18 protein-coding genes are annotated in these 23863 nt (G+C 30.3%); 10 read left to right on the forward strand and 8 right to left on the reverse strand.

Annotation, left to right across the window (positions count from 1 at the left end; all coding sequences use genetic code 11):
- Window positions 1-13: 13 nt before the first annotated feature.
- The 6 genes from ACSHW5_RS04595 to ACSHW5_RS04620 all read right to left on the reverse strand — a co-directional run bounded on the left by ACSHW5_RS04595 (window position 14) and on the right by ACSHW5_RS04620 (window position 6331).
- Window positions 14-745, reverse strand: coding sequence for a metallophosphoesterase family protein (locus ACSHW5_RS04595; protein ID WP_435674931.1), 732 nt, complete (start codon window positions 743-745; stop codon window positions 14-16).
- 70 nt (window positions 746-815) lie between these two features.
- A complete protein-coding gene (locus ACSHW5_RS04600) occupies window positions 816-2057 on the reverse strand; it encodes an outer membrane protein assembly factor (protein ID WP_435674932.1) in 1242 nt (413 codons plus the stop codon).
- Between the two features lie 35 nt (window positions 2058-2092).
- Window positions 2093-3508 carry a hypothetical protein gene (locus ACSHW5_RS04605; RefSeq protein ID WP_435674933.1) on the reverse strand — a complete coding sequence of 472 codons (1416 nt, stop codon included), beginning with the start codon at window positions 3506-3508 and terminating at the stop codon, window positions 2093-2095.
- Between the two features lie 8 nt (window positions 3509-3516).
- The gene (locus ACSHW5_RS04610; protein WP_435674934.1) at window positions 3517-4350 is read right to left on the reverse strand and encodes a universal stress protein; all 834 of its coding nucleotides are present in this window, start codon (window positions 4348-4350) and stop codon (window positions 3517-3519) included.
- Window positions 4351-4433: 83 nt separating this feature from the next.
- Window positions 4434-5435, reverse strand: a complete 1002-nt coding sequence (locus ACSHW5_RS04615; protein WP_435674935.1) for a glycoside hydrolase family 113 — start codon at window positions 5433-5435, stop codon at window positions 4434-4436.
- A 23-nt stretch (window positions 5436-5458) separates the two neighbouring features.
- Window positions 5459-6331: a hypothetical protein gene (locus tag ACSHW5_RS04620; protein ID WP_435674936.1), complete on the reverse strand. Its 873-nt coding sequence runs from the start codon at window positions 6329-6331 to the stop codon at window positions 5459-5461.
- A 159-nt stretch (window positions 6332-6490) separates the two neighbouring features.
- On the opposite strand from ACSHW5_RS04620, the gene ACSHW5_RS04625 reads away from it, so the two are divergent.
- The 8 genes from ACSHW5_RS04625 (at window position 6491) to ACSHW5_RS04660 (ending at window position 15612) form a co-directional block, all read left to right on the forward strand.
- Window positions 6491-7840 (forward strand): NAD(P)/FAD-dependent oxidoreductase, encoded by a 1350-nt coding sequence (locus tag ACSHW5_RS04625; protein WP_435674937.1) that lies wholly within the window; start codon window positions 6491-6493, stop codon window positions 7838-7840.
- A gap of 51 nt (window positions 7841-7891) precedes the next feature.
- Complete coding sequence (locus ACSHW5_RS04630) at window positions 7892-9514, forward strand: 4Fe-4S binding protein (protein ID WP_435674938.1); 1623 nt, start codon at window positions 7892-7894, stop codon at window positions 9512-9514.
- Between the two features lie 128 nt (window positions 9515-9642).
- On the forward strand, window positions 9643-10119 hold the full coding sequence (locus ACSHW5_RS04635; protein ID WP_435674939.1) for a toxin-antitoxin system YwqK family antitoxin: 477 nt from the start codon (window positions 9643-9645) through the stop codon (window positions 10117-10119).
- Window positions 10116-10811: a glycosyltransferase family 2 protein gene (locus tag ACSHW5_RS04640; protein ID WP_435674940.1), complete on the forward strand. Its 696-nt coding sequence runs from the start codon at window positions 10116-10118 to the stop codon at window positions 10809-10811. Before ACSHW5_RS04635 ends, ACSHW5_RS04640 begins: the two co-directional genes overlap by 4 nt.
- Entirely contained in the window at window positions 10811-12301 is a 1491-nt protein-coding gene (locus ACSHW5_RS04645) for a cellulose synthase family protein (RefSeq protein WP_435674941.1), read from the forward strand. The genes ACSHW5_RS04640 and ACSHW5_RS04645 overlap by 1 nt, the downstream gene beginning before the upstream one ends.
- On the forward strand, window positions 12301-13668 hold the full coding sequence (locus ACSHW5_RS04650) for a mannosyltransferase (RefSeq protein ID WP_435674942.1): 1368 nt from the start codon (window positions 12301-12303) through the stop codon (window positions 13666-13668). The genes ACSHW5_RS04645 and ACSHW5_RS04650 overlap by 1 nt, the downstream gene beginning before the upstream one ends.
- A 68-nt stretch (window positions 13669-13736) precedes the next feature.
- Window positions 13737-14765, forward strand: a complete 1029-nt coding sequence (locus tag ACSHW5_RS04655; RefSeq protein WP_435674943.1) for a LacI family DNA-binding transcriptional regulator — start codon at window positions 13737-13739, stop codon at window positions 14763-14765.
- Window positions 14766-14796: 31 nt separating this feature from the next.
- Window positions 14797-15612, forward strand: coding sequence for an HAD family hydrolase (locus tag ACSHW5_RS04660; RefSeq protein WP_435674944.1), 816 nt, complete (start codon window positions 14797-14799; stop codon window positions 15610-15612).
- Between the two features lie 2389 nt (window positions 15613-18001).
- Here the strand turns inward: ACSHW5_RS04660 and ACSHW5_RS04665 are convergent.
- On the reverse strand, window positions 18002-18793 hold the full coding sequence (locus tag ACSHW5_RS04665) for a DUF2797 domain-containing protein (RefSeq protein WP_435674945.1): 792 nt from the start codon (window positions 18791-18793) through the stop codon (window positions 18002-18004).
- An 81-nt stretch (window positions 18794-18874) separates the two neighbouring features.
- Here ACSHW5_RS04665 and ACSHW5_RS04670 point away from each other — a divergent pair, with 81 nt between their 5' ends.
- Together ACSHW5_RS04670 and ACSHW5_RS04675 are read left to right on the forward strand one after the other, a co-directional pair.
- A complete protein-coding gene (locus ACSHW5_RS04670) occupies window positions 18875-20392 on the forward strand; it encodes a GH3 auxin-responsive promoter family protein (RefSeq protein WP_435674946.1) in 1518 nt (505 codons plus the stop codon).
- A 79-nt stretch (window positions 20393-20471) separates the two neighbouring features.
- Window positions 20472-22880, forward strand: a complete 2409-nt coding sequence (locus ACSHW5_RS04675) for a TonB-dependent receptor (protein WP_435674947.1) — start codon at window positions 20472-20474, stop codon at window positions 22878-22880.
- Here ACSHW5_RS04675 and ACSHW5_RS04680 read toward each other — a convergent pair whose 3' ends face one another.
- Window positions 22881-23858, reverse strand: coding sequence for a polyprenyl synthetase family protein (locus ACSHW5_RS04680; RefSeq protein WP_435674948.1), 978 nt, complete (start codon window positions 23856-23858; stop codon window positions 22881-22883).
- Between the last annotated feature and the right edge of the window lie 5 nt (window positions 23859-23863).

Below are 23863 nucleotides of genomic sequence, written 5' to 3' on the forward strand. Positions count from 1 at the left end.
ATGATTATTTAAATTACTTATTTCTACCTTTTTCATCAGGATACAAATTGGGCAAATTATCACTTTGTACAAACGCTTTTGTATCAATATTTATCCCTGTAACTTTTCCTTTAAAAGCAGCACCAGTATCCACATTCCAAACATTGGCAATATTCATTGGGTTGGGGTTATTATAATTGGTTGTTGGCGTATGCCCAATATAAATTTCTTTATAATGTTGTATTCTTTTAGGATAAAACATCGAGTCTTTTTCTATGGTACTATCTAAGGCTAAAAGCATTTCCCATAAAGATCTGTCTAAATAAAATAGCTCTTGAAATTGCTCTTTTTCAACGCCATGTAACGATGTAAAACCAGCATGTAAAAACAACTTATTGTCTTTATCTATATGATACAATGGCAAATTATCGAAAAAGTGTAGATGTTGTTTTTTTTCTTCATCAGAAAAACCGTCATAACTTTCCATCGTTTCTTTACCGCCATGCATAAACCAAGAAGGATTTACGTCATTTGAATCTTTTAACCAGTTTTGGCACCAAACATCATGATTTCCTTTAATAAAAATACATTCAAATTTTTGAGATAATTCTAGTAAAAACTGAACAACTTGTGCAGATTCGCTCCAACCATCTACATAATCTCCCATAAATATAATGGTGTCATTTTCTTTCAATTCTAGTTTATTTAAAACCTGAATTAACGCTTTTAACCCTCCATGAATATCTCCTATTGCAAAAGTGCTCATATTACTATTATTTTTTTTGCAAAACTAAGGGTTTTCTTTCTTTTTGAAGAGAACTAATATTAAATTAAGTTTAAAAATATTGACCAATACCAAATACCAAACCTCCTTTAGATTGCCCAGTATTGTTTGTAACTCTAAAGCCATAATCGATTCTAAAAATAGCATTGTATATTTTTTTGCTGATAAAACGCAAACCAACACCAGTATATAATCTTACATTTTTACGTTTAAAAAAGTCATTAATTTCTCCTCCTGGATTTCTCCAAGAACCCATATCTGTAAAAAAATTAGTTTGTATGGCCAACCAATTCTTATCGTAAACAGTATGTCTATATTCTGTATTCCAAACAAATACTCCGGTTCCTCTATCAACCAAAATACCTACGCCACGTAAGTTTACATTGTTATCTAATGCAAAAGGTGCAAATGGCGTGTTTTCATTTGAAGACAAACCAAAACGCATTCTATTTGCCCAAACACCTTTCTCTCCTACTCTCTTAAAATAAAAAAAATCATTCCAAGCAATTAGAAAATCTTTCTGAAAAGAAGTGCTTGAAGTCACAAATTGAATGTTTAAGAGACTTTTAAATCCATTTAAATATTGATAATTAGATTCTAAATTATCATAGGAATACACAAATTTAAGCAGCTTTTTATTTAAGTCTAATTTCTGAGGAATAGAAGGATCTGTTATGCCTGATACATATTGATATTTCTCATTAAAAAGATTTAAACCAAAATTAATTTTGTTTTTTAAGTTGATTTGATATAATCCCAATACTTCAAATGAGACATTATTATATATATAATTTGCTGTTTTATTTTCAAAATAAAGTGGTTCTTCACTTTTCCAATTTTGATGACTTACAGCTAAACCCCATTTGTTAGAGAATAGATTTTCTGCTCTAAAATTAATACCATAGGAATCAAATCCGTTGTTTTGATAAAATCCGCCAAAGGCGATGTTTCTTCCCAGAAAATTGTAATCATACAAACCTAATTTATAAGAAAACTGACTATTAGTGGTGGTCCAAATAGTAACGTTAGGAATAAGCGTGTAATTTTCTTCTACAGTTATAATAACGTTGTATAAATTCTCTTTCACATTAAAAACTTCATAATTAGCATTGCTAATTGCAGGCAATCTTATTAATTGTAAAATGTCTTTTTGTAAGGTTAACGAATCTAAAATTGTTCCTTTTTTTGTAAATAATAACTTTTTTAAAAACGAACTATTTGTTTTTTTAGCGCCTTTAATTTCTACAAGAAACAAGTTGTTTTCTTGAGCAAGAAATGTTGTAGCATACAGCATTATTAGACAAAAAAACAAATAATCTTTACATTTCATTATTCAGCTATAAACGTGGTTTGTATCACCAAATTTAGCCAATTATCTTCACTTATGCCCATTACAGTAAAATTATAAGTTGCCGATAAAACTAATTCAGGCGGCGTTTCTGTATTAATATCTGAAATTACATTGGCACTGTTATAATATTGAAATTGTTTTTCATTGGTAAATGTTCCTGATAAAAATTCATCAGAAATGCTAACCATTGCTTCAAAATAGGTCTCATTTTCTGCTCTCGATCCATCTGTCCATGTAAATTTAGGCATCAACCTTTCAGAAGTATCATAGTCAATTTCTGTAAGCCATTCCGTAGGTTTTGACTGATTTTGTATTTTTATAGGTTTAGAAACATAAAATTCGTCACCAATAATAAAAGTAACAATACCCCAAACTTCTATAGAACTTGTTCTAGAAAAACGCCTTAACTTATCTCCAAAAACGGTTGTGTTTGTAAAACTTTTTCTTCTATAATTAGCAAAGTTTGTTTCCACTACCGATGTATTTTCAGTTTCATAAAACCTCATATCCGTAACACCTACCGGTGGATAATAATAAATATAAGAAAGACTTAAACTGTTATTGGCACTTGCCGCAAATGCAATAGCTTCTTTAGATGTTTTTGTAGTATTAGCCGCTATGTATTCTTCTAAATTTCTAGGAATAAAGGTTTTTTGAATGTATAGATTTACCCAGTTATCTTCACTAACCCCCATCATTATAAAATAATATTCTTCATCTACCACCAAATCTGCAGGTGTACTACCTTCGTTAATATTTGAAGTTGTATTGGTTAAATCATAAAACTGAAACGTTTTTTCTGTGGTAAAGGTTCCTGAAATAAATTCTGCTTCTCCATCATCATTTTCTTCGTCAAAAAGTATTTGAAAATACTGTGTATTTTCTACAATACTGCCATCTTCCCAGGTAAATTTAGGCGTAATGGTTGTAGGATATTCTATAGTTGCAGTAGTTGTCCATTCTGTTGGTTTAGAAGCAATTTTTAATTTTATTGGATCGGATTTATATAATTTTCCCTCCGCTAAAAAAGTAACAATACACCAACCATCTTCTGAGCTTGAGCGAGAAAAACGATTTAATTTATCACCAAAAACACTTGTATGAGTAGGTGTTTTTCTTCGGTAATTAGAAAAGTCTGTAGCATCTGAAATGGTACTTTCTGCTTCATAATAACTTATTTCTGTGGCATTATCTATTGGATAATAAAAAATATATGTATCCGTTGTACTCCCACTTGCACTAGCTGCTAATGCTACAATATTATCTAATTCTTTACCAGAATTTGCGTCTATATATTCTTGTAAAGTTCTAGGAACACTTGTATCATTATCTGAAGAACACCCATAAAAGAGTACCGAAAAACTAATTAAAAAAAGAAAAAACCTACCCTTCATGTATTATTTTATATTTTAAAGCTAATAATTGGCAATGTAGAATGATTCCCGATATCTTCAGCAATACTTCCTGCAAAAATATGTGACAATCCTTTTCTACCATGCGTAATTACAGCAATTAAATCTGCACCAATTGTATTCGAAAAATTTAGAATTCCACTTTCTACAGAACGTTCACAAACATAATTAACGTTTATCAATCGATCTATATTTCCATCTACTTTTTGTAGAAAGTTTGTTGCTAAAGTATCCATTTCTGTAGATGTTTTAAAATCTTCATTAGGTAAATTTACATACAAAATTTGCAACCTTGCTTGAAACAATTTTATGGTTTCTATCATTTTTTTAAAAGCAGGAATACTTTCTTCAGAAAAATCTGTTGCAAAAACAATGTTTCCAAAATTAACATCTACCAACTCATTTTTTATAATTAAAACAGGCACAGTGGCATATCTAATTACTTTTTCTGTGTTAGAACCTACAAAAAATTCTTTTAAACCAGTTGCACCATGTGACCCCATGATAATCAAATCTGCATTTATTTCTTTTGCAATGGTATTAATTTGGCTAAAAACTTTGTAATGGTTAATTGCCGGTACTACTTTAACGCCTTCTAAATACTCTTTATTTAAAAATTTTTTAAATTTTTTTTCTGCCAGTTTCAATAAAAAAACAGCTTTTTCCTTACTGTAACTTGTACTTTCTGAAAGTGTTACATCATTTATATCTAACATGTGTAAAGCATAAATAGTTGCTTTATTCTTTTTAGCCAAAAGCGCTGCTACTTTTAAAGCATATTCTGAATGATTTGAAAAATCTATAGGTACAATTATTTTTTTCATGACGTTACATTTATAGTTATACTTTCAAATTTAGTGTCTAAAAATGTATTAACAAAAGACATATATCATATTTTAAAGATTTGTTATTGTTGGTATAGTTTTCTAAGAACTGTTTCTGCTGGCTTATTTTGAGGCGTAAATCTATTATTATTCTCTCCTCCTACTCTTTCATGACTATGAAACCATTTCCAAACAAAACCACCTGCAAACCATTCTTCTTTCCAAAACTGATTGTGAATTGCTTGTAAACCGTTTGATTGAGCTTCAAAATTAATTCTCCCATCAATTCTGTCAGATTTCCAGGGTTCTTTTCCTGTAAAATCTACACTTCTATATCCAAACTCTGTAAACAAAATGGGTTTTTGAAATTGTTTTTGAATTTGTGAAATTTCTTTTTTATGTGGTTCCCAACCTATTTCTAAATCTTCAATGGAAGGAGATTGTTTATCACTTAAAGGAAAATATGCATCTATACCAATATAGTCTAACTCTTTCCAAAATTTAACATGTTTGTATTCGTCCCAATTTGCAGCGTAGGTTAATTTTCCTTTGTAAACTTCTCTAATTTTTACAATTAATTCTCGCCAATATGTTGGTCTTTTTTCAATAAATTTTTCTAATTCTGTTCCTATACAAAAAATGTCTGCATTAATTTGTTCTCCTGCTTTTGCGTAGGTTAAAATAAAATCTGAGTAGGTATCTTCTAGGGTTTTCCAGTTTTCTTCAGAATGCATTTCTATAAGCCCCGTAAAAACACCTCTTCTAATCCAAATTTGGGGTTTCACCATTATTTTTACGTTAACCTTTTTAAAGCTTTCTGCGTATTGTAACAGGCCGCTTCTAGTTTCTCCAAACCACTGTCTATTAGAATTATAAATAACTTTAGGCAAAGCCAAATCTCTAATAAAACCAAAAGGCATTAAAGCAACATAATTGCTTTGTACTCTTAAAACTGGTGAAATATGGGTTACATCAATAGTGTCTCTAGATGCCACAAAGCTTATTCCATTTATTTTTTTTTGCTGACTATTGCAAGATATTTGTATAAATACTAACAATAAAAAAAGGAGTTTGTATGTTTTCATAAAGCCCCTAAATTAGTTTTTTATTAAAACAATGCTCTTAAACCAATGTTAAAACTTTGTCCTAAACCTGTATCGTTTCCTCTTACAAATTTGCTATATAAAACTTCTATGTTTAAGGTATTATTTAATTGATATTTTCCACCAAACCCTAAGGCAGTATAATCTTGTGTAAAATCTCCTAAACGCTGTGCATGTTGTGCAAAAGCTAAAACAGTAGATTTATCTGTTGGAAAATAACTCATAAAAATTCCGGGAGCTAATAAAAATGTTTTGTTTGCAAAACTGGTTTCTTCACCAAAATTATATTCAGTATTTAACTCGGTAAAAAGTTGCCAATCTCCGCTAGGAAAGGTGTAATCGTAAAAAAATCTATTTTGAAAAGTAAAGGCTGTTTGATCTAAATAAACTCCATTTATATCGGTTTCATCAGAAATAATAGGAATATGAAATGCAGATTGAATTGAAAAATTACCAACACTCTTTATCGGTTGCCATTTAATTGCTGGTGCAAATGACGTTAAACCATTTCTAGAACTTACATTATTAGGAAACTCTATGACAGAAGTAGCACTTTTACCATCTATGCTATTTGACCTATATTCTAACAACAAACCAATATTTATCCTGTTATTATCAGAAATTCCTGTAAAAATATCTAAAGATGAAGTAAAATATGTTTCTCTAGCTTTATCGGATTTTACACCATTATACCTACCTTTTGTTTCTGTATACAAATTATTAAAGAACTTAACATCCCATTGTCCTTGGTCTAATAATTTAGAAGGTGTGTAAGTTTGAATATTACTTTTAGTTCCATCAATATTATCTTGCCCATAAGATTGCAAACTGATAATTAGTATTAAAGTAAAAATAATTTTAGATAAACGCTGTTTCATGTTATTGGTTGATTTTGTTTGTATTTTAAATATCAGTCTTTAGCTTTTTCTACAACTTACAAAGTTTTTTAAAATTAATTATTTAAAATCATTCTAAATTAATATTCCTTTTTAAGTTATTAACGTTAGCTTCGACTCAAATGCAACAATCAATCAACTATGAAACATATTGTAATAATTGGTAACGGAATATCTGGAGTTACTGCAGCAAGACATATCAGAAAAAATTCTGATCATAAAATAACCATTGTTTCTGCAGAAAGCAAATACTTTTTTTCTAGAACCGCACTCATGTATGTATACATGGGACACATGAAATTTGAGCACACCCAACCTTATGAAAATTGGTTTTGGAAAAAAAACAGAATAGAACTTAGAGAAGGAATGGTTAGTACTGTAAATACGAGTAAAAAAGAACTTGAATTTAAAGATGCTTCAACACTTTCTTACGATCAACTGATTATTGCAACAGGTTCTAAACCTAATAAATTTGGTTGGCCAGGGCAAGATTTAAATGGAGTTATGGGCATGTATCATAAACAAGATTTAGAAAACCTAGAAAAATATGCGCCAGATAATAAAGCATGTAATAGAGCCGTGATTGTGGGTGGTGGTTTAATTGGTATTGAATTGGCAGAAATGCTAAGAAGTAGAAAAATCCCAGTAACTTTTTTAGTAAGAGAAGCTAGTTTTTGGAATGGCGTTTTACCTGCACAAGAATCTGAAATGATTAACAATCATATAAAAGAGCATCATATAGATTTGCGTTTAAGCAGCAATTTAAAAGAAATAAAATCTGATGAAAACGGACGTGTAAAATCAATAATAATTGAAGAAACAGGAGAAGAAATTCCTTGTAATGTTGTTGGTTTAACGGCTGGTGTAACTCCAAATATAGATTTCTTAAAAGAATCTGGAATAGAACTGGGCAGAGGTGTAAAAGTAAATCGATTTTTAGAAACAAATATAAAAGATGTTTTTGCAATTGGAGATTGTGCAGAACAACATGAAGCGATTGGACAACGTAGAAACATTGAAGCCGTTTGGTATACAGGTAGAATGATGGGCGAAACATTGGCACAAACAATTTGTGGTACTAAAACAACCTATAAACCCGGACATTGGTTTAACTCTGCTAAGTTTTTAGACATAGAATATCAAACCTATGGTTGGGTTTTTAGCGAAAGAAGTAAACAAGAAAACGAAGCTTATTTTCAATGGCAACATCCAACAGAGAATAAATGTATTACCATTTCTTTTGATGAAAATACCCATCAGTTTTTAGGTATCAACACCTTCGGAATTAGAATGCGTCACGAAATTTTTGATAAATGGCTCACCGAAAATAAATCTATAGAATATATTTTAGAATATTTAGCCGATGCTAATTTTGATCCTGAGTTTTTTAAATTACATGAAGCCGAAATTTTAGCAAAATTCAATTTAGAAAACAACACCAATATTCAACCTAAAAAGAAAAGTTGGAAACGAATATTTAGCCATTCATAAGGTTAAAATTGATAAAACATTTTCATAAAAACTTATAATACAATACTCATTTTGAAACTTATAAAACAATCAGGTTTAATTATCTTTTTAGCAGGATTAACCATCTTTATTGCTACAATTTTTACAGGCTCTTTTAATGTTACACAACCAGAATTAGATACCTTTTTAAAAGAAAAAGGATATAAAAGTGAAATTATAAAAGAAGAATTAACAAAGGCAATTGTAACAGAAGAAAACTTAAATATAATTCAATTTTCTAGCCGTGTTGTTAAGGCGTACGAAACCTCTAATAATTATTACGATGCACTTATTGCCAAATATAATGCAGAAAAAAATTGGAGTGAAAAAGGAAAACAATTTCAATACAAAATTTTTGGTAAACCACATAGCATTAGTTTTGAACTGGCTAAAAAATCTGGTAAAGGCTTTGCTGCAGACCACACAGGTTGGGCTTGGTTTTTAACCTTTGGTTTGGGTATAATTGGTGCACTAATGTTTATTGTACCCGATGTTATACTATTAGGCAAACCTGGTATAAAAAACGATGGAATTTTCTTAAGCGCAGTTACCAACCGTGGTTGGATTGGTTGGTTTACTTTTATCTTTTTGGTAACCTTTTATATTCTCCTTTATTTTTATCCAGACATTATTGTAAACTGGGTGTATTTAGTAGACCCTATTAGTAAATCTCTTAGCGGAAACCCGGCTGGTCAATGGTTCTTATATGGTTTTTTATACTGTGTTGTTATGACCGTTATGGCGGTAAGAATGTATATAAAATACCGTCATAATAAATACCAAATTTTAAGAACTACCTCTGTATTGTTCTTTCAAATTGTATTTGCTTTTTTAATTCCAGAAATTTTGGTTCGTTTCGAAAAACCTTGGTACGATTTTAAAAATGCCTTTCCTTTAGATTATGATTTTTTCTTTAAATGGAATTTAGAAGAATTACTTGCTAGTGGTGGTTTTGGCTTATTTATTTTAGTTTGGGGAGTTGTTTTAACTATTATTGTTGTGCCCGTTATGGTTTATTTCTTTGGAAAAAGATGGTACTGTTCTTGGGTTTGTGGTTGTGGTGGTTTGGCAGAAACGCTAGGAGATCCGTACAGGCAAAACTCTAGTAAAACCTTACTTTCTTGGAGAGCAGAACGTATTATAATTCATTCTGTATTAATTTTTGTGTTGGTAATGACAGGTTTTGCGCTGTACACTTTCTTTACACAAGAAGGCCAAGTTTTAGGTATTAAAACACAAACAATTCAAGATATCTATGGATTTTTAATAGGCGCTATTTTTGCAGGAGTTATTGGTACAGGCTTCTATCCTATTTTTGGAAACAGAGTTTGGTGTAGATTCGGTTGTCCGCTTGCGGCTTATTTAGGTTTTATACAACGTTTTAAATCTAGATTTAGAATTACCACCAATGGTGGACAATGTATTTCTTGTGGAAACTGCTCTACATATTGCGAACAAGGAATTGATGTAAGAGCTTATGCTCAAAAAGGAGAAAACATAGTACGTTCTAGCTGTGTTGGTTGTGGTATTTGTTCTGCTGTTTGCCCAAGAGGAGTTTTAAAATTAGAAAATGGTCCAGAAGAAGGAAGAATTAATCCTACTGAAATTTTATTAGGAAACGATGTTGACTTAATGGATTTAGTGAATAAAAAATAAGCATACTGTAAAAACAACTAGCAGTTACTCTTCTCCATTTCTCAATCACAGAAATCCTATTTAGGAACTAAACAGATTTCTGTAACTAGAAGAAAATCCTGCATAACAACGTAGAATACTATAATATTATGCAGTATTTTTTTGTCCTTTTTATTTTTTTAGCCAGTTTATCGTTATCTGCACAAAAAAAATACCAAAAATTATTTTACAAAAACGGACAGTTAAAGCAAGAAGGTTGGCTTTTAAATAATAAAAAGGTTGATTATTGGAAATTTTATCACCAAAATGGTAATCTAAAAAAAGAAGGTGCTTTTAAAGATAATTTAGAAACTAAATATTGGTATTTTTACAGCGTTAATTTATCTAAAGAAAAAGAAGGTCATTTTAAAAATGGTAAAAAAGATAATTGGTGGTTGTTTTATGATAAATATGGAAATGTTATTCATAAATGTCAATTAAAAAATAATCTAAAAAATGGGTATTGTTTGATTTACAAGAAACAAAAATTGATAAAAGCATCACAATATCAAAAAGGTATAAAAATTAAGGAATGGACAGATTTTTCAACCTTTAAAAAGGAGAATAATCTAAACGATTTAAGATGACAAAACCGCAAATTACAGTAATTATTCCGGCGTATAACGAGCAAGATTCTATAGCAAACGTACTTCATGATATTCCTAAATTTGTAAACGAAGTTATTGTTGTAAACAATAATTCTACAGACCACACAGAACGCAATGCAAAAAATGCAGGAGCCACAGTTTTAACAGAAGAAAGAAAAGGCTATGGTTATGCTTGCTTAAAAGGAATGGATTATATTGCTCTTCAAAAAGAAAAACCCACAATTATTGTTTTCTTAGATGGAGATTATTCTGATTACCCAGAACAATTAACAGAAATTGTTGCCCCAATTATAGACAATAATATCGATTTTGTAATTGGTTCTCGTATTAAAAAATTGAGAGAAAATGGAGCAATGACACCGCAACAGATTTTCGGAAACTGGTTAGCAACCTTTTTAATGAAACTATTTTTTGGGGCAAAATTTACAGATTTAGGTCCTTTTAGAGCTATTAAATATGACAAATTATTGGCCTTAAATATGGAAGACAAAACCTATGGTTGGACTGTAGAAATGCAATTAAAAGCGCTAAAGCAAAAATTGAGTTATGTAGAAGTACCCATGAAATATAGAAATAGAATTGGCGTATCTAAAGTTTCAGGAACCATAAAAGGTAGTATCTTTGCAGGTGTAAAGATTTTGGGTTGGATTTTTAAATACAGTTTTAAATAATGATATTAGAGTACATTATCATAACTATTTATACAATTTGTTTGTTGCTCATTTTTATGTATGCAATAGCGCAATTAAACCTGCTTTTTAATTATCTAAAATATAGAAATAAAGAAGATAAATCTCCCAAATTCGATTTTTTAAAGCCAGAAGAAATACCTTTTGTAACCATACAATTACCGGTTTACAACGAGTTGTATGTAATGGAACGATTGTTAAAAAACATTGCTAAACTAGAATATCCAAGAGAGAAATTAGAAATTCAAGTTTTAGATGATTCTACAGATGAATCCGTAGAAACTACAGCAAAACATATTAAAAAAATTCAAGAGAAAGGAATAGATATTCAACATATTAGAAGAACAAACAGGCAAGGTTTTAAAGCAGGTGCTTTAAAGGAAGGATTAATCATTGCTAAAGGAGAATTTATTGCAATTTTTGATGCCGATTTTTTACCAAAGTCAGACTGGTTGTACAAAACAATTCCTTATTTTAAAAACCCTGAAATTGGTGTTGTACAAACTCGTTGGGGACATATAAATAGAAATTATTCTACACTTACTAAAATTCAGGCTTTTGCTTTAGATGCTCATTTTACATTAGAACAAGTTGGCAGAAATAGCAAAGGACATTTTATCAATTTTAACGGAACCGCAGGCGTTTGGAGAAAAGAATGTATTTATGACGCAGGTAATTGGGAAGGTGATACACTTACGGAAGATTTAGATTTAAGTTATAGAGCACAATTAAAAAATTGGAAATTTAAATACTTACTTCACGTAGAAACTCCGGCGGAATTGCCTGTAATAATTAGTGCTGCAAGATCTCAACAATTTAGATGGAACAAAGGTGGCGCTGAGAATTTTCAGAAAATGATGAGACGTGTAATTACCAGTAAAAACGTTTCTTTTAGAACAAAAATACACAGTGTGTTGCATTTGCTAAATAGCTCTATGTTTACCTGTATTTTTTTAGTGGCAGTTTTAAGTGTACCCATGTTGTACATCAAAAATGAATACGCACATCTAAAAAATTATTTTTATATGATGAGTTTCTTTGTGGCCAGTTCTCTTATCTTTTTTATATGTTACTGGTACATGTTTAAAAATGTTTACGGCGGTGGTTTTATAAAATTCTTAAAATACATTGGTTTATTTTTTACTTTTTTTTCTATTGCCATGGGCTTTTCTTTACACAATACAATTGCCGTTTTAGAAGGTCATTTTGGTAAAAAAAGCGAATTTGTAAGAACGCCTAAATTTAATATTATCACTATAAAAGACGGTTGGAAAAAAAATAAATATATTAAAAAGAAACCCTCTGTGCATGTTGTACTAGAAGGTTTATTAGCTATTTATTTTATTTTTGGCATGTACAGCGCTTTTATTGTTGGTAATCAAGGTGGTGATTTTGGATTATTTCCTTTCCATTTAATGCTTTTTATAGGTTTTAGCTACGTGTTTTTTAAATCTATTTTTTCTAAAGCTTAATGTCTTTTTTAGCAAAAAATAAAGATTTTTTATGGCTGCTGATTAGTATCGTATGCTATTTTGTTTTTGCATATTTTTTAGAAAGAACTGAGTTTAATAAGCTACTTATTTTATGGTTTACACTCTTTGGATGTTTTTATTTACTTCTAAAAAGTAAAACCATTCACACATCAACATTAATAGGAATCGTTGTTCTTTTTAGGTTGATTTTCCTCTTTGCAATACCCAATTTATCTCAAGACTTTTATAGATTTATTTGGGATGGAAGAATGATTCTAGAAGGATTAAACCCGTATTTATCTTTGCCAGAAACCTTTATTCAACAAAGAAATTATCCCATAGCAGAAGCGCAAGAATTGTATACCGGAATGGGAGAAATGAATGGCAGTCATTATACTAATTACCCTCCTATAAATCAATTGTGTTTTTTAATTGCAGCACTATTTGCAAACAAAAGTATTTTTGGCGCTGTTGTAGTTTTAAGATTGATTATTATACTTGCAGATATTGGTATTCTTTACTTCGTAAAAAAATTGTTAGAGCGATTAAATTTACCTGCAAAAAATATTTTTTGGTATGCTTTAAACCCATTTATCATTATTGAAATGACCGGCAATTTACACTTTGAACCTGTAATGTTATTTTTTATGATTTGGAGTTTTTACAAACTGCATCAACAAAAATGGATTTTTGCTGCAATATTAGTAGCCTGTGCAGTTTCTGTAAAGTTAATTCCCTTGTTATTTTTACCACTATTTTTGCAATGGTTTGTACCTAAAGGTATAAAAATGTCAACCATTTTTAAAACAACGGAGTTCTATAAATTAATTGCTTTTTACGCTATCACTTTAGCAACAATACTCATTTTATTTCTACCTTTTTATTCATCAGAATTTATAAACAATTACGCAAACTCTGTAGGTTTATGGTTCAGAAATTTTGAATTTAATGCCAGTTTTTATTATATTTTTAGAGCAATAGGCTATTTTTTTACTGGCTATAATCAAATTGCAATCATTGGTATTATAACACCCATTTTAACAATATTATTTCTAATCTACATTACTTTATATAGAAAAAACAAAACCATGATTCAATTAATAACAGCGTTGTTATTTGGGTTGTGTTTTTATTATTTTACAGCCACAACAGTACATCCTTGGTATTTGGCAACACCTTTAATTTTATCCATTTTTACAAAATATCGTTTCCCTATAATTTGGTCTATGGTCATCATTTTCAGTTATCAAGCCTATGCCAACAATCCATGGAAAGAAAACTTATGGTTTGTTATTTTAGAGTATTCTATTGTATTTACATTCTTGATTATTGAGCTCCAAAAAAAACAGACTCTTATCAAATTGTAAAATAATTAATTTTACCCTTTATATTTGTTGAAATGTTGTATTTTAGAGGTTAATTTTTTAATTTAAAGATGAAGAGACTTACCATAAAAGACATTGCTAAAGAGTTTGATGTTTCTATTTCTACTGTATCTAAAGCCCTGAATGACAGCTATGAAATTAGCGTAAGCACAAAAGAAAAAATTCAGAAATACGCAAAAGAGAAAAACTACAAACCCAATTTTAATGCGTTAAGTTTAAAAAACAGACAGACCAAAACTATAGGAATTATTATTCCTAGTATGTTAAACTATTTCTTTGCGCAAGTTTTTAATGGAATAGAAAAAGTAGCCAATGATAGAGGGTATAAAATTATATCTTGTATTTCTAATGAATCTTTTAAAAAAGAAGTAGAAACTATAGAAATGCTTTCTAATGGAAGTATTGATGGTTTTATATTATCGCTGGCAGAAGAAACTGTGTCTATGAATAAATTTGCACATTTCGAAGAAGTTTTAGAAAACGGAACTCCTATTGTTATGTTTGATAGAGTTGCAGAAAATGTAAAATGTGATAAAGTTGTAACAGATAACTTTGACAGTGCAAGAAGTACTGTAAGCTATTTAGTAAAAACTGGGTTAAAAAACATTGCTTTTATCTCTACTATTAGCAATTTAGAAATAGGAAAACGAAGAAATTTAGGGTATTTAAAAGGTTTGGAAGATCATGGTATAAAGGTTGAAAAAAACTTAATTATCAATTTAGAAGATAATTATAAAAACTATGAAAAACTGCTAGAACCTATTCTAAAAAACAACAACATAGATAGCGTTATTGCAACAGATGAATCTTCTGCAATTGCCGCAATGAAAGTAGCTATAAAATTAGGTCATAAAATACCAGAAAACTTTTCTGTAATTTCTTTTTCTAACGGAATTTTAGCAAGACACTCTAGTCCTAGAATGACTACTGTTAGCCAACATGGTGAAATAATGGGAGCAACAGCAGCTGAAATGCTTATCAACAGATTAGAAGACAAATCTAAAGTTAAGAAAAAACATGAAACCGTTGTTATTAAAACAGATTTGGTTGAAAGAAATTCTACAAAAAACATCTTATAAATCACGCTCAAAAAATCATTTTTAAAAGCTTATGAATCTATCTAAAGTTAAATTAGTAGTTTCTGATATGGATGGCACATTACTAAACTCAAATGGTAAAGTTAGTGACTCATTCTTTACATTATTTCAACAATTAAAAAAACAAAACATACATTTTTGTGCCGCAAGCGGAAGACAATATTTTAGCATTACTCACAAATTAGCACCTATTAAAGATGAAATTTTTGTAATTGCCGAAAACGGAGGAATTGCAAAAAAAGGCAATGATTTACTCCTTTTAAATGCCATTTCTGTAGAAAAAACATTAAAAATAATTCCTATTTTAAGAACCATAAAAGATACTCATATAGTTTTATGTGCTAATGATGGCGCTTATATAGAATCTAATAATACAGAATTTATAAACCTCTTTCAAGAGTATTATCACAATTATCAAATTGTAGATGATTTAACTAAAATTGCAGCTTCTAAAGAATTTTTAAAAATTGCCGTGTATCACTTTACTTCTTCTGAAGAGTATATTTATCCGAAAATAAACCATTTAGAAAGTGAAATGCTAATCAAAATTTCTGGAAAAAACTGGTTAGACATTTCTGATGAAAAAGCAAATAAAGGAAACGCTTTAAGAGAAGTACAACGAATTTTAAATGTTACCAAAGAAGAAACCATGGTTTTTGGCGATTACCATAATGATATAGAAATGATGCAAGAAGCCGCCTTTAGTTTTTCTATGAAAAACGCACATAAAGACATTACTAAAATTGCAAAATTTGCTACAGAAAGTAATGATAATTTTGGCGTTGAGCGTGTTTTAGAGCAATTAATTCAAGCTAAAAAAGAAGTATAACACAATTCAAAATCTACAGTTCATACTGAGTTTGTTGAAGTGTAAGTAAAAGGGTCTTCGACAAGCTCAGACTTACATCCGTTAAGTAAATTGTTCTTTGGATGAATTGTCAAAAAATGTGAATTTAAAATGATAAAATTATCAAGGTAAAACTTAAAACAATTCAATCTCCAACTGTCACACTGAGCTTGTCGAAGTGCCAGTAAAACGGTCTTCGACAAGCTCTGACTGACATCCGTTAGGTAAAATGTACTTTGGAATGATTAAAAAAATGTGAATTTAAAACGATAAAATTATCAAGTAAAACCTAAAACCAATTCAAACTCCAAAATGTCACACTGAGCTTATCGAAGTGCGAGCAAAATGGTCTTCGACAAGCTCAGACTGACATCCGTTAGGTATAATGTTCTTTGGAATGATTGTCTATAAAATGTGAATTTAAACTACCAAATTATCAAGTAAAACCTAAAACAATTCAAACTCCTAATGTCACACTGAGCTTGTCGAAGTGCCAGTAAAAGGGTCTTCCCCAGGCTCTGACTGACATCCGTTAGGTAAAATGTACTTTGGAATGATTGTAAAAATGTGAATTTAAACTACAAAATTATCAAGGTAAAACCTATAAACAATTCAAACTCAAAATGTCACACTGAGCTTATCGAAGAGCAAGTAAAAGGGTCTTCGACAGGCTCAGACTGACATCCGTTAGGTAAATTGTTTTTTGGAATGATTTAAAAAAAATGTGAATTTAAACTACCAAATCATCAAGATAAAACTTAAAACAATTCAAAATCCAACTGTCACACTGAGCTTGTCGAAGTGCCAGTAAAACGGTCTTCGACAGGCTCAGACTGACATCCGTTAGGTAAAATGTACTTTGGAATGATTGTAAAAATGTGAATTTAAAACTTTAAAATTATCAAGTAAAACCTAAAACCAATTCAAACTCCAAAATGTCACACTGAGCTTGTCGAAGTGCAATCAAAAGGGTCTTCAACAGACTCAGACTGACATCTGTTAAGTAAATTGTTCTTTGCAATGATTGTAAAAAAAACGTGAATTTAAACTACCAAATTATCAAGGTAAAACTTAAAACAATTCAACTTCCAATTGTCACACTGAGCTTATCGAAGTGCGAGCAAAATGGTCTTCGACAAGCTCAGACTGACATCCGTTAGGTATAATGTTCTTTGGAATGATTGTCTATAAAATGTGAATTTAAACTACCAAATTATCAAGTAAAACCTAAAACAATTCAAACTCCTAATGTCACACTGAGCTTGTCGAAGTGCCAGTAAAAGGGTCTTCCCCAGGCTCTGACTGACATCCGTTAGGTAAAATGTACTTTGGAATGATTGTAAAAATGTGAATTTAAACTACAAAATTATCAAGGTAAAACCTATAAACAATTCAAACTCAAAATGTCACACTGAGCTTATCGAAGAGCAAGTAAAAGGGTCTTCGACAGGCTCAGACTGACATCCGTTAGGTAAATTGTTTTTTGGAATGATTTAAAAAAAATGTGAATTTAAACTACCAAATCATCAAGGTAAAACCTATAAACAATTCAAACTCAAAATGTCACACTGAGCTTGTCGAAGTGCAAGCAATATGGTCTTCGACAGGCTCAGACTGACATTCGTTAGGTAAACTGTTCTTTGGAATGATTGTAAAAATGTGAATTTAAACTACCAAATTATCAAGGTAAAACTTAAAACAATTCAACTTCCAATTGTCACACTGAGCTTGTCGAAGTGTAAGTAAAACGGTCTTCGACAAGCTCAGACTGACATCCGTTAGGTAAAATGTTCTTTGGATAGATTGTCAAAAAAATGTGAATTTAAAACTTTAAAATTATCAAGGTAAAACCTATAAACAATTCAAACTCAAAATGTCACACTGAGCTTGTTGAAGTGCGAGTAAAAGGGTCTTCGACAAGCTCAGACTGACATCTGTTAAGTAAATTGTTCTTTGGATGAATTGTCTAAAAATGTGAATTTAAACTACCAAATTATCAAGTAAATCCTAAAACAATTCAAACTCAAAATGTCACACTGAGCTTGTCGAAGTGCAAGCAAAACGGTCTTTGACAAGCTCAGACTGACATCCGTTAAGTAAATTGTTCTTTGGATGAATTGTCAAAAAAATGTGAATTTAAACTACCAAGTTATCAGGGTAAAACTTAAAACAATTTAATCTCAAAATGTCACACTGAGCTTATCGAAGTGCAAGCAAAACGGTCTTCGACAGGCTCAGACTGACATCCGTTAGGTAAAATGTTCTTTGGAATGATTGTAAAAAAAATGTAAATTTAAACTATCAAATTATCAAGGTAAAACCTATAAACAATTTAAACTCAAAATGTCACACTGAGCTTGTTGAAGTGTAATTAAATCTCAATTGAAACCACCAAACCTTCATAAGACCTTACATTAAAAACAATTTCATCTTCAAAAATTAAATACTGTCCTTTTATTCCCGCTAATTTCCCTGTATAACTAGGTGTTTTTATCAAGTTTAAACTTTTAGGTTTTACCGGATATTTTACAACCGGAAAATTTAAATTGGTTTCAGAATTGTCCTCAATAAAATACGGCATTGCTTCTTCGGGAATATATTGTTTTAATTTATCGCGCCATTCCACCAAGTTTTCATCTTCAATATCATTCTTTAGCATTTTTCGCCAATTGGTTTTATCTGCCACATATTCTTTTAAAGCAACCTCTGTAATACCAGCTAAATAACGATTAGGAACCTCAACTATTTCTATGGCTTCATGTGCTCCTTGATCTATCCAACGTGTTGGCACTTGTGTTTTTCTAGTAACACCTACTTTTACATTACTAGAATTTGCCAAATACACAATATGTGGTTTTAATTGCACGGCTTGCTCATAAGCCAAATCTCTATCTTCAATATTTAAATGTGCCTTACTTAATTCTGGTTTCATAATCCAATCTGCGGCATTCGGAATTTCAAAAAAGCACTTTTGACAAAAACCTTGTCTGTAAATTTTCTTTTCTAAATGACAATTTAAACATTCATAAGTAACAAAAGAGATTGTTAATTCTTTGTTTAACAACTGATTCATGTTTATAAAATCAGTTTTCATATCTAAATAATACTGAATTTGATCAGCATTTTCTGTCATCATTTTTTTTAAAACTCCTTGATACTTCATATAAAAGATTTTAGTATTTTTAACAAACGATTTTTAATAGAATTATCTTAAAAATCGAACTAAACAAACTTACGAATTTCTATGGCGTTTCAAATTATCAATTCAATAATTTCTTGGTTTTTAAAGAAACGAAAACATCAAATAGAGTTATTTTTAAAATATCCGAAAGATGTACAAGAAGAGCTATTATTGAGATTATTACATACTGCAAAAAATACCAAATTTGGAAAAGAACAATCTTTTTCATCCATAAAAAACTATTCTGACTTCACAAAAAAAGTCCCCATTCAAAAATACGAAACTTTTGAACCCCTTATAGAACGATGCCGAAAAGGAGAACAAAACTTATTTTGGCCAACGCATATTAAATGGTTTGCAAAATCTAGCGGAACAACCAATGCCAAAAGTAAATACATTCCTGTAACCGATGAAGCGTTAGAATATTGCCACATGAAAGCTGGTAAAGACATGTTGTGTTTATACATTAACAACAATCCTAAAACCCAACTATTTACAGGTAAAGGTTTGCGTTTAGGCGGTAGTTCTGAAGTATACAAAGACAATGATTCTTACTTTGGAGATTTGTCTGCAATTATAACAGAAAACTTACCTTTTTGGGCAGATTTTAGTTCTGCGCCAAGTATGGAAGTTGCATTAATGGCAGAATGGGAAACAAAAATGGAAGCTATTATTGATGAAACTATCAATGAAAATATTACCAGTTTAGTAGGCGTTCCTAGTTGGATGCTTGTACTGTTAAATAGAGTTTTAGAAAAAACCGGAAAAGATAATATTTTAGAAGTTTGGCCTAATTTAGAAGTTTACTTTCATGGCGGCGTAAACTTTAATCCGTACAGAGAACAATATAAAAAACTAATTCCAAATCCTAATTTTAAATATTACGAAACCTACAATGCGTCTGAAGGTTTTTTTGCCATTCAAGATAGAAATAACTCAAAAGAATTATTATTGATGTTAGATTACGGCATTTTTTATGAGTTTATAGACATGAAAAATTACGATGGAGAAAACTCAAAAACAATTCCTTTATCAGAAGTAAAACTTGACAAAGATTACGCAATAATAATTACTACCAATGGTGGTTTATGGCGTTACTTAATTGGCGATACTGTTCGGTTTACATCCTTAAATCCGTATAGAATAAAAATTACCGGAAGAACAAAACATTATATAAATGTTTTTGGCGAAGAACTAAATATAGAAAATGTAGAAGATGCTTTAAAACTAGCTTGCGATAAAACAAATGCAACAATTACAGATTATACTGTTGGCCCTATTTTTATGCAAGATAAAAAAAGTGGTGGTCATGAATGGATTGTCGAGTTTAAAAAAGCGCCTGAAAATTTGCCTTATTTTACAGAATTATTAGACAATGCTTTAAAATCTATAAACTCTGATTATGAAGCTAAGCGTTACAAAAACATGACTTTAGGTTTGCCTAAAATTCATAATGTAGAAAAAGGATTGTTTTATAGTTGGTTGAAGAAAAAAAACAAATTAGGCGGACAACATAAAGTACCAAGATTGTCTAATTCTAGAGAATTTGTAGATGAATTATTATTCTTAAAAAAATCTTAAAATTATTTTACGTTCTTTTTTTAATAGGCATGATTTTTGATAAATAAATCAAGACTTTATAAACATCAAAAAAATTAAAATGATTAAAAAAATTACTTTTATTTTATTCCTTTTTTTCCTTAGCTTACCTTTAAGTGCACAAATTATAACAGTAATTAACAATGAAACTGAAGAGTTTTTAGACCAAGTAACCATCTATAATAAACAAACAAATAGCTATGTTACCACAAACGGAAAAGGACAAGTAGATATTAGTGATTTTAAAAATTCAGAAAGATTGGCAATACGCTTTCTAGGTTTTAAAACGCAAATTATAAGTTATGAAACTTTAAAGAAAAACAGCTTTCTAATAAAACTAATTCCAACCATTTTAAGAACAGATGAAATTGTTATTTCTGCCACAAAATGGAAACAAAAAACTTCTGATTTAGCTGCTAAAGTAAGTGTAATTTCTCCAAAAGAAATGGAATTAATGAATACACAAACTGCCGCAGATTTGCTTACAGTTTCCGGAAAAGTATTTATTCAAAAAAGTCAACAAGGTGGCGGAAGCCCGTTAATTAGAGGTTTTGCAACCAACAGATTATTATACACTATTGATGGTGTTAGAATGAACAACGCTATTTTTAGAGCAGGAAATATACAGAATGTAATCTCATTAGATCCTTTTGCAATAGAAGACACTGAAATAATTTTTGGTCCTGGTTCTGTAATTTATGGTAGTGACGCCATAGGCGCTGTGATGAGTTTTAAAACACTGTCTACAAACTTATCTTTAAATGAAGAAACCTTAATTACAGGAAATGCTTTTACAAGATTTTCTTCTGCAAATGAGGAAAAAACATATCATGCAGATTTTAATTTAGGTTATAAACAATGGGCTTTTGTAACAAGTTTAAGTTACAATGATTACGGAGATTTAAAAATGGGAAGCAACGGCCCAGATGAATATTTAAGAACCGTGTATGTTGAAAGACAAAACAACCAAGATATTGTAATTACAAATAAAAACCCTAAAATACAAATACCATCTGGTTACACACAAACCAACATCATGCAAAAAGTACGGTTTAAGCCAAATGAAAATTGGAATTTTGAATATGGTTTTCACTTATCAGAAACGTCTAGTTACTCTAGATATGACAGGCATTTAAGAACAGTAGACGGAAACCCTCGATATGGCGAATGGAAATATGGCCCACAAAAGTGGATGATGAATAATTTTGAAATCAACAAAAAAGGTAATAATTCTTTTTATGATGATGTTACTTTAAGATTAACCTATCAAAAATTTGATGAAAGTAGAATTAGTAGAGACTTTAATGATGCCCTTAGAGAAACAAGAACAGAAAGAGTAGATGCTTATTCTTCAAACTTAGATTTTTCTAAAAGTCTTAGTAAAAAAAGTCAATTATTTTACGGAGCAGAATATGTTTTTAACGACGTAACTTCTACAGGTAATAATACAGATATAGATACAAATGTTTCCGAAAAAGGTCCTAGTAGATATCCAAATTCTAACTGGTCTTCTATGGGGTTTTATGCTTCTAATCAATATGATTTTTCTAAAAGATGGGTTTTGCAATCTGGTTTACGCTATAATTTCTATAGTTTAAACGCCACTTTTGATACTACATTTTATCCTTTACCTTTTACAGAAGCTAACATTAATGACGGCGCATTAACGGGTAGTTTAGGTTTAATTTTTAGACCTAAAGAAGATTGGCTATTAAGTACAAATTTCTCAACAGCTTTTCGCTCACCAAATATAGATGATGTTGGTAAGATTTTTGATTCAGAACCAGGATCTGTTGTAGTACCAAATCCAGATTTAAAAGCAGAATATGCTTATAATACCGATATTTCTGTTGTAAAATCTTTTGGAGATTATTTAAAACTTGAAGTTACATGTTTTTACACCAATTTAAAAAATGCAATGGTAAGAAGAGATTACACTTTAAATGGAGAATCTGAAATTATGTACGACGGTGAACTTAGTAATATACAAGCCATACAAAATGCAGCAAATGCCAATGTTTATGGTTTTCAAACAGGTTTTGAAGCAGATTTAGGCAAAGGAATAGGATTTTCATCAACCTTAAGTTATCAAAAAGGAGAGGAAGAATTAGACAACGGAGATATAAGCCCTTCTAGACATGCGGCTCCTTGGTTTGGCACAACGCGCCTAACCTATAACGCCCATAAATTAAAAGCGCAATTATATGCAGATTATAGTGGTTCTGTTGCGTACGAAGATTTACCAGAAAGCGAAATAGCCAAAGATTATATATATGCAATTGATGCAAACGGAAACCCATATTCTCCTTCCTATTTAACGTTAAATTTAAAAACGTCTTATAGATTTACCGATAATTTACTAATTTCTACAGGCTTAGAAAACATCACAGACAAACGTTACAGACCTTATAGTTCAGGAATTGTATCTCCTGGAAGAAACTTTGTAGTTTCTTTAAAAGCTAATATTTAACTATATTTTACGCTGCACAACATACTCTATCATTGTTAATAATGATTTTTTATAAGCAGATTCTGGATAGTTATCTAAAATAGCCAAAGCCTTGTTTTTGTAATCATTCATTTTAAGAGTTGTGTATTCAATTCCGTTATTATGTTTAACAAAAGCAATGACTTCTTTTACGCGCTTTTTGTCTTTATTATGTTTTTTAACAGAATTAATTAACCAAGCTTTTTCCTTTTTAGAACAGTTATTTAATGTATGAATTAAAGGCAAGGTCATTTTTTGTTCTTTAATATCAATACCTGTTGGTTTTCCTATTTTATCATCGGTATAATCAAACAAATCATCTTTAATCTGGAAAGCGATACCAATGTATTCTCCAAATTTTCGCATTTGCTGAATTGTCTCATTATTTGCGCCTACAGATGCTGCACCAATACCACAACAAGCTGCAATTAAAGTAGCTGTTTTTTTTCGAATTATATCAAAATAAATATCTTCTGTAATATCTAATTTTCTTGCTTTTTCTATTTGAAGTAATTCGCCCTCACTCATTTCTCTAACCGCAATAGAAATTAGTTTTAGCAAATCAAAATCTTCATTATCTATGGATAATAATAATCCTTTAGACAATAAAAAATCTCCTACTAAGACAGCTATTTTATTTTTCCAAAGAGCGTTTACAGAGAAAAAACCTCTACGCCTGTTGCTTTCATCTACAACATCATCATGCACCAACGTGGCGGTATGAATTAATTCTACCACGGAAGCACCTCTATAAGTACGCTCATCAAAACCACCATTAGAAACCATTTTTGCCACTAAAAAAACAAACATTGGTCTCATTTGTTTCCCTTTTCTACGCACAATATAATAGGTAATTCTGTTTAAAAGCGGAACTTTAGACAACATAGAATCTTTGAACTTTTCTTCAAAGAGTTCCATCTCATTTTTAATGGGAAGTTTAATAAGTTCTACTGGCTTCATTTTAT

Origin of the sequence: Polaribacter sp., assembly GCF_051251875.1 — a bacterium.
Taxonomy (GTDB): domain Bacteria; phylum Bacteroidota; class Bacteroidia; order Flavobacteriales; family Flavobacteriaceae; genus Polaribacter.

Coding starts and splice junctions, on each gene's coding strand:
- ACSHW5_RS04595 (WP_435674931.1), bottom strand. CDS start 745: ATGAGCACTTTTGCAATAGGAGATATTCATGGAGGGTTAAAAGCGTTA.
- ACSHW5_RS04600 (WP_435674932.1), bottom strand. CDS start 2,057: ATGCTGTATGCTACAACATTTCTTGCTCAAGAAAACAACTTGTTTCTT.
- ACSHW5_RS04605 (WP_435674933.1), bottom strand. CDS start 3,508: ATGAAGGGTAGGTTTTTTCTTTTTTTAATTAGTTTTTCGGTACTCTTT.
- ACSHW5_RS04610 (WP_435674934.1), bottom strand. CDS start 4,350: ATGAAAAAAATAATTGTACCTATAGATTTTTCAAATCATTCAGAATAT.
- ACSHW5_RS04615 (WP_435674935.1), bottom strand. CDS start 5,435: ATGAAAACATACAAACTCCTTTTTTTATTGTTAGTATTTATACAAATA.
- ACSHW5_RS04620 (WP_435674936.1), bottom strand. CDS start 6,331: ATGAAACAGCGTTTATCTAAAATTATTTTTACTTTAATACTAATTATC.
- ACSHW5_RS04625 (WP_435674937.1), top strand. CDS start 6,491: ATGAAACATATTGTAATAATTGGTAACGGAATATCTGGAGTTACTGCA.
- ACSHW5_RS04635 (WP_435674939.1), top strand. CDS start 9,643: ATGCAGTATTTTTTTGTCCTTTTTATTTTTTTAGCCAGTTTATCGTTA.
- ACSHW5_RS04640 (WP_435674940.1), top strand. CDS start 10,116: ATGACAAAACCGCAAATTACAGTAATTATTCCGGCGTATAACGAGCAA.
- ACSHW5_RS04645 (WP_435674941.1), top strand. CDS start 10,811: ATGATATTAGAGTACATTATCATAACTATTTATACAATTTGTTTGTTG.
- ACSHW5_RS04650 (WP_435674942.1), top strand. CDS start 12,301: ATGTCTTTTTTAGCAAAAAATAAAGATTTTTTATGGCTGCTGATTAGT.
- ACSHW5_RS04655 (WP_435674943.1), top strand. CDS start 13,737: ATGAAGAGACTTACCATAAAAGACATTGCTAAAGAGTTTGATGTTTCT.
- ACSHW5_RS04660 (WP_435674944.1), top strand. CDS start 14,797: ATGAATCTATCTAAAGTTAAATTAGTAGTTTCTGATATGGATGGCACA.
- ACSHW5_RS04665 (WP_435674945.1), bottom strand. CDS start 18,793: ATGAAGTATCAAGGAGTTTTAAAAAAAATGATGACAGAAAATGCTGAT.
- ACSHW5_RS04670 (WP_435674946.1), top strand. CDS start 18,875: ATGGCGTTTCAAATTATCAATTCAATAATTTCTTGGTTTTTAAAGAAA.
- ACSHW5_RS04675 (WP_435674947.1), top strand. CDS start 20,472: ATGATTAAAAAAATTACTTTTATTTTATTCCTTTTTTTCCTTAGCTTA.
- ACSHW5_RS04680 (WP_435674948.1), bottom strand. CDS start 23,858: ATGAAGCCAGTAGAACTTATTAAACTTCCCATTAAAAATGAGATGGAA.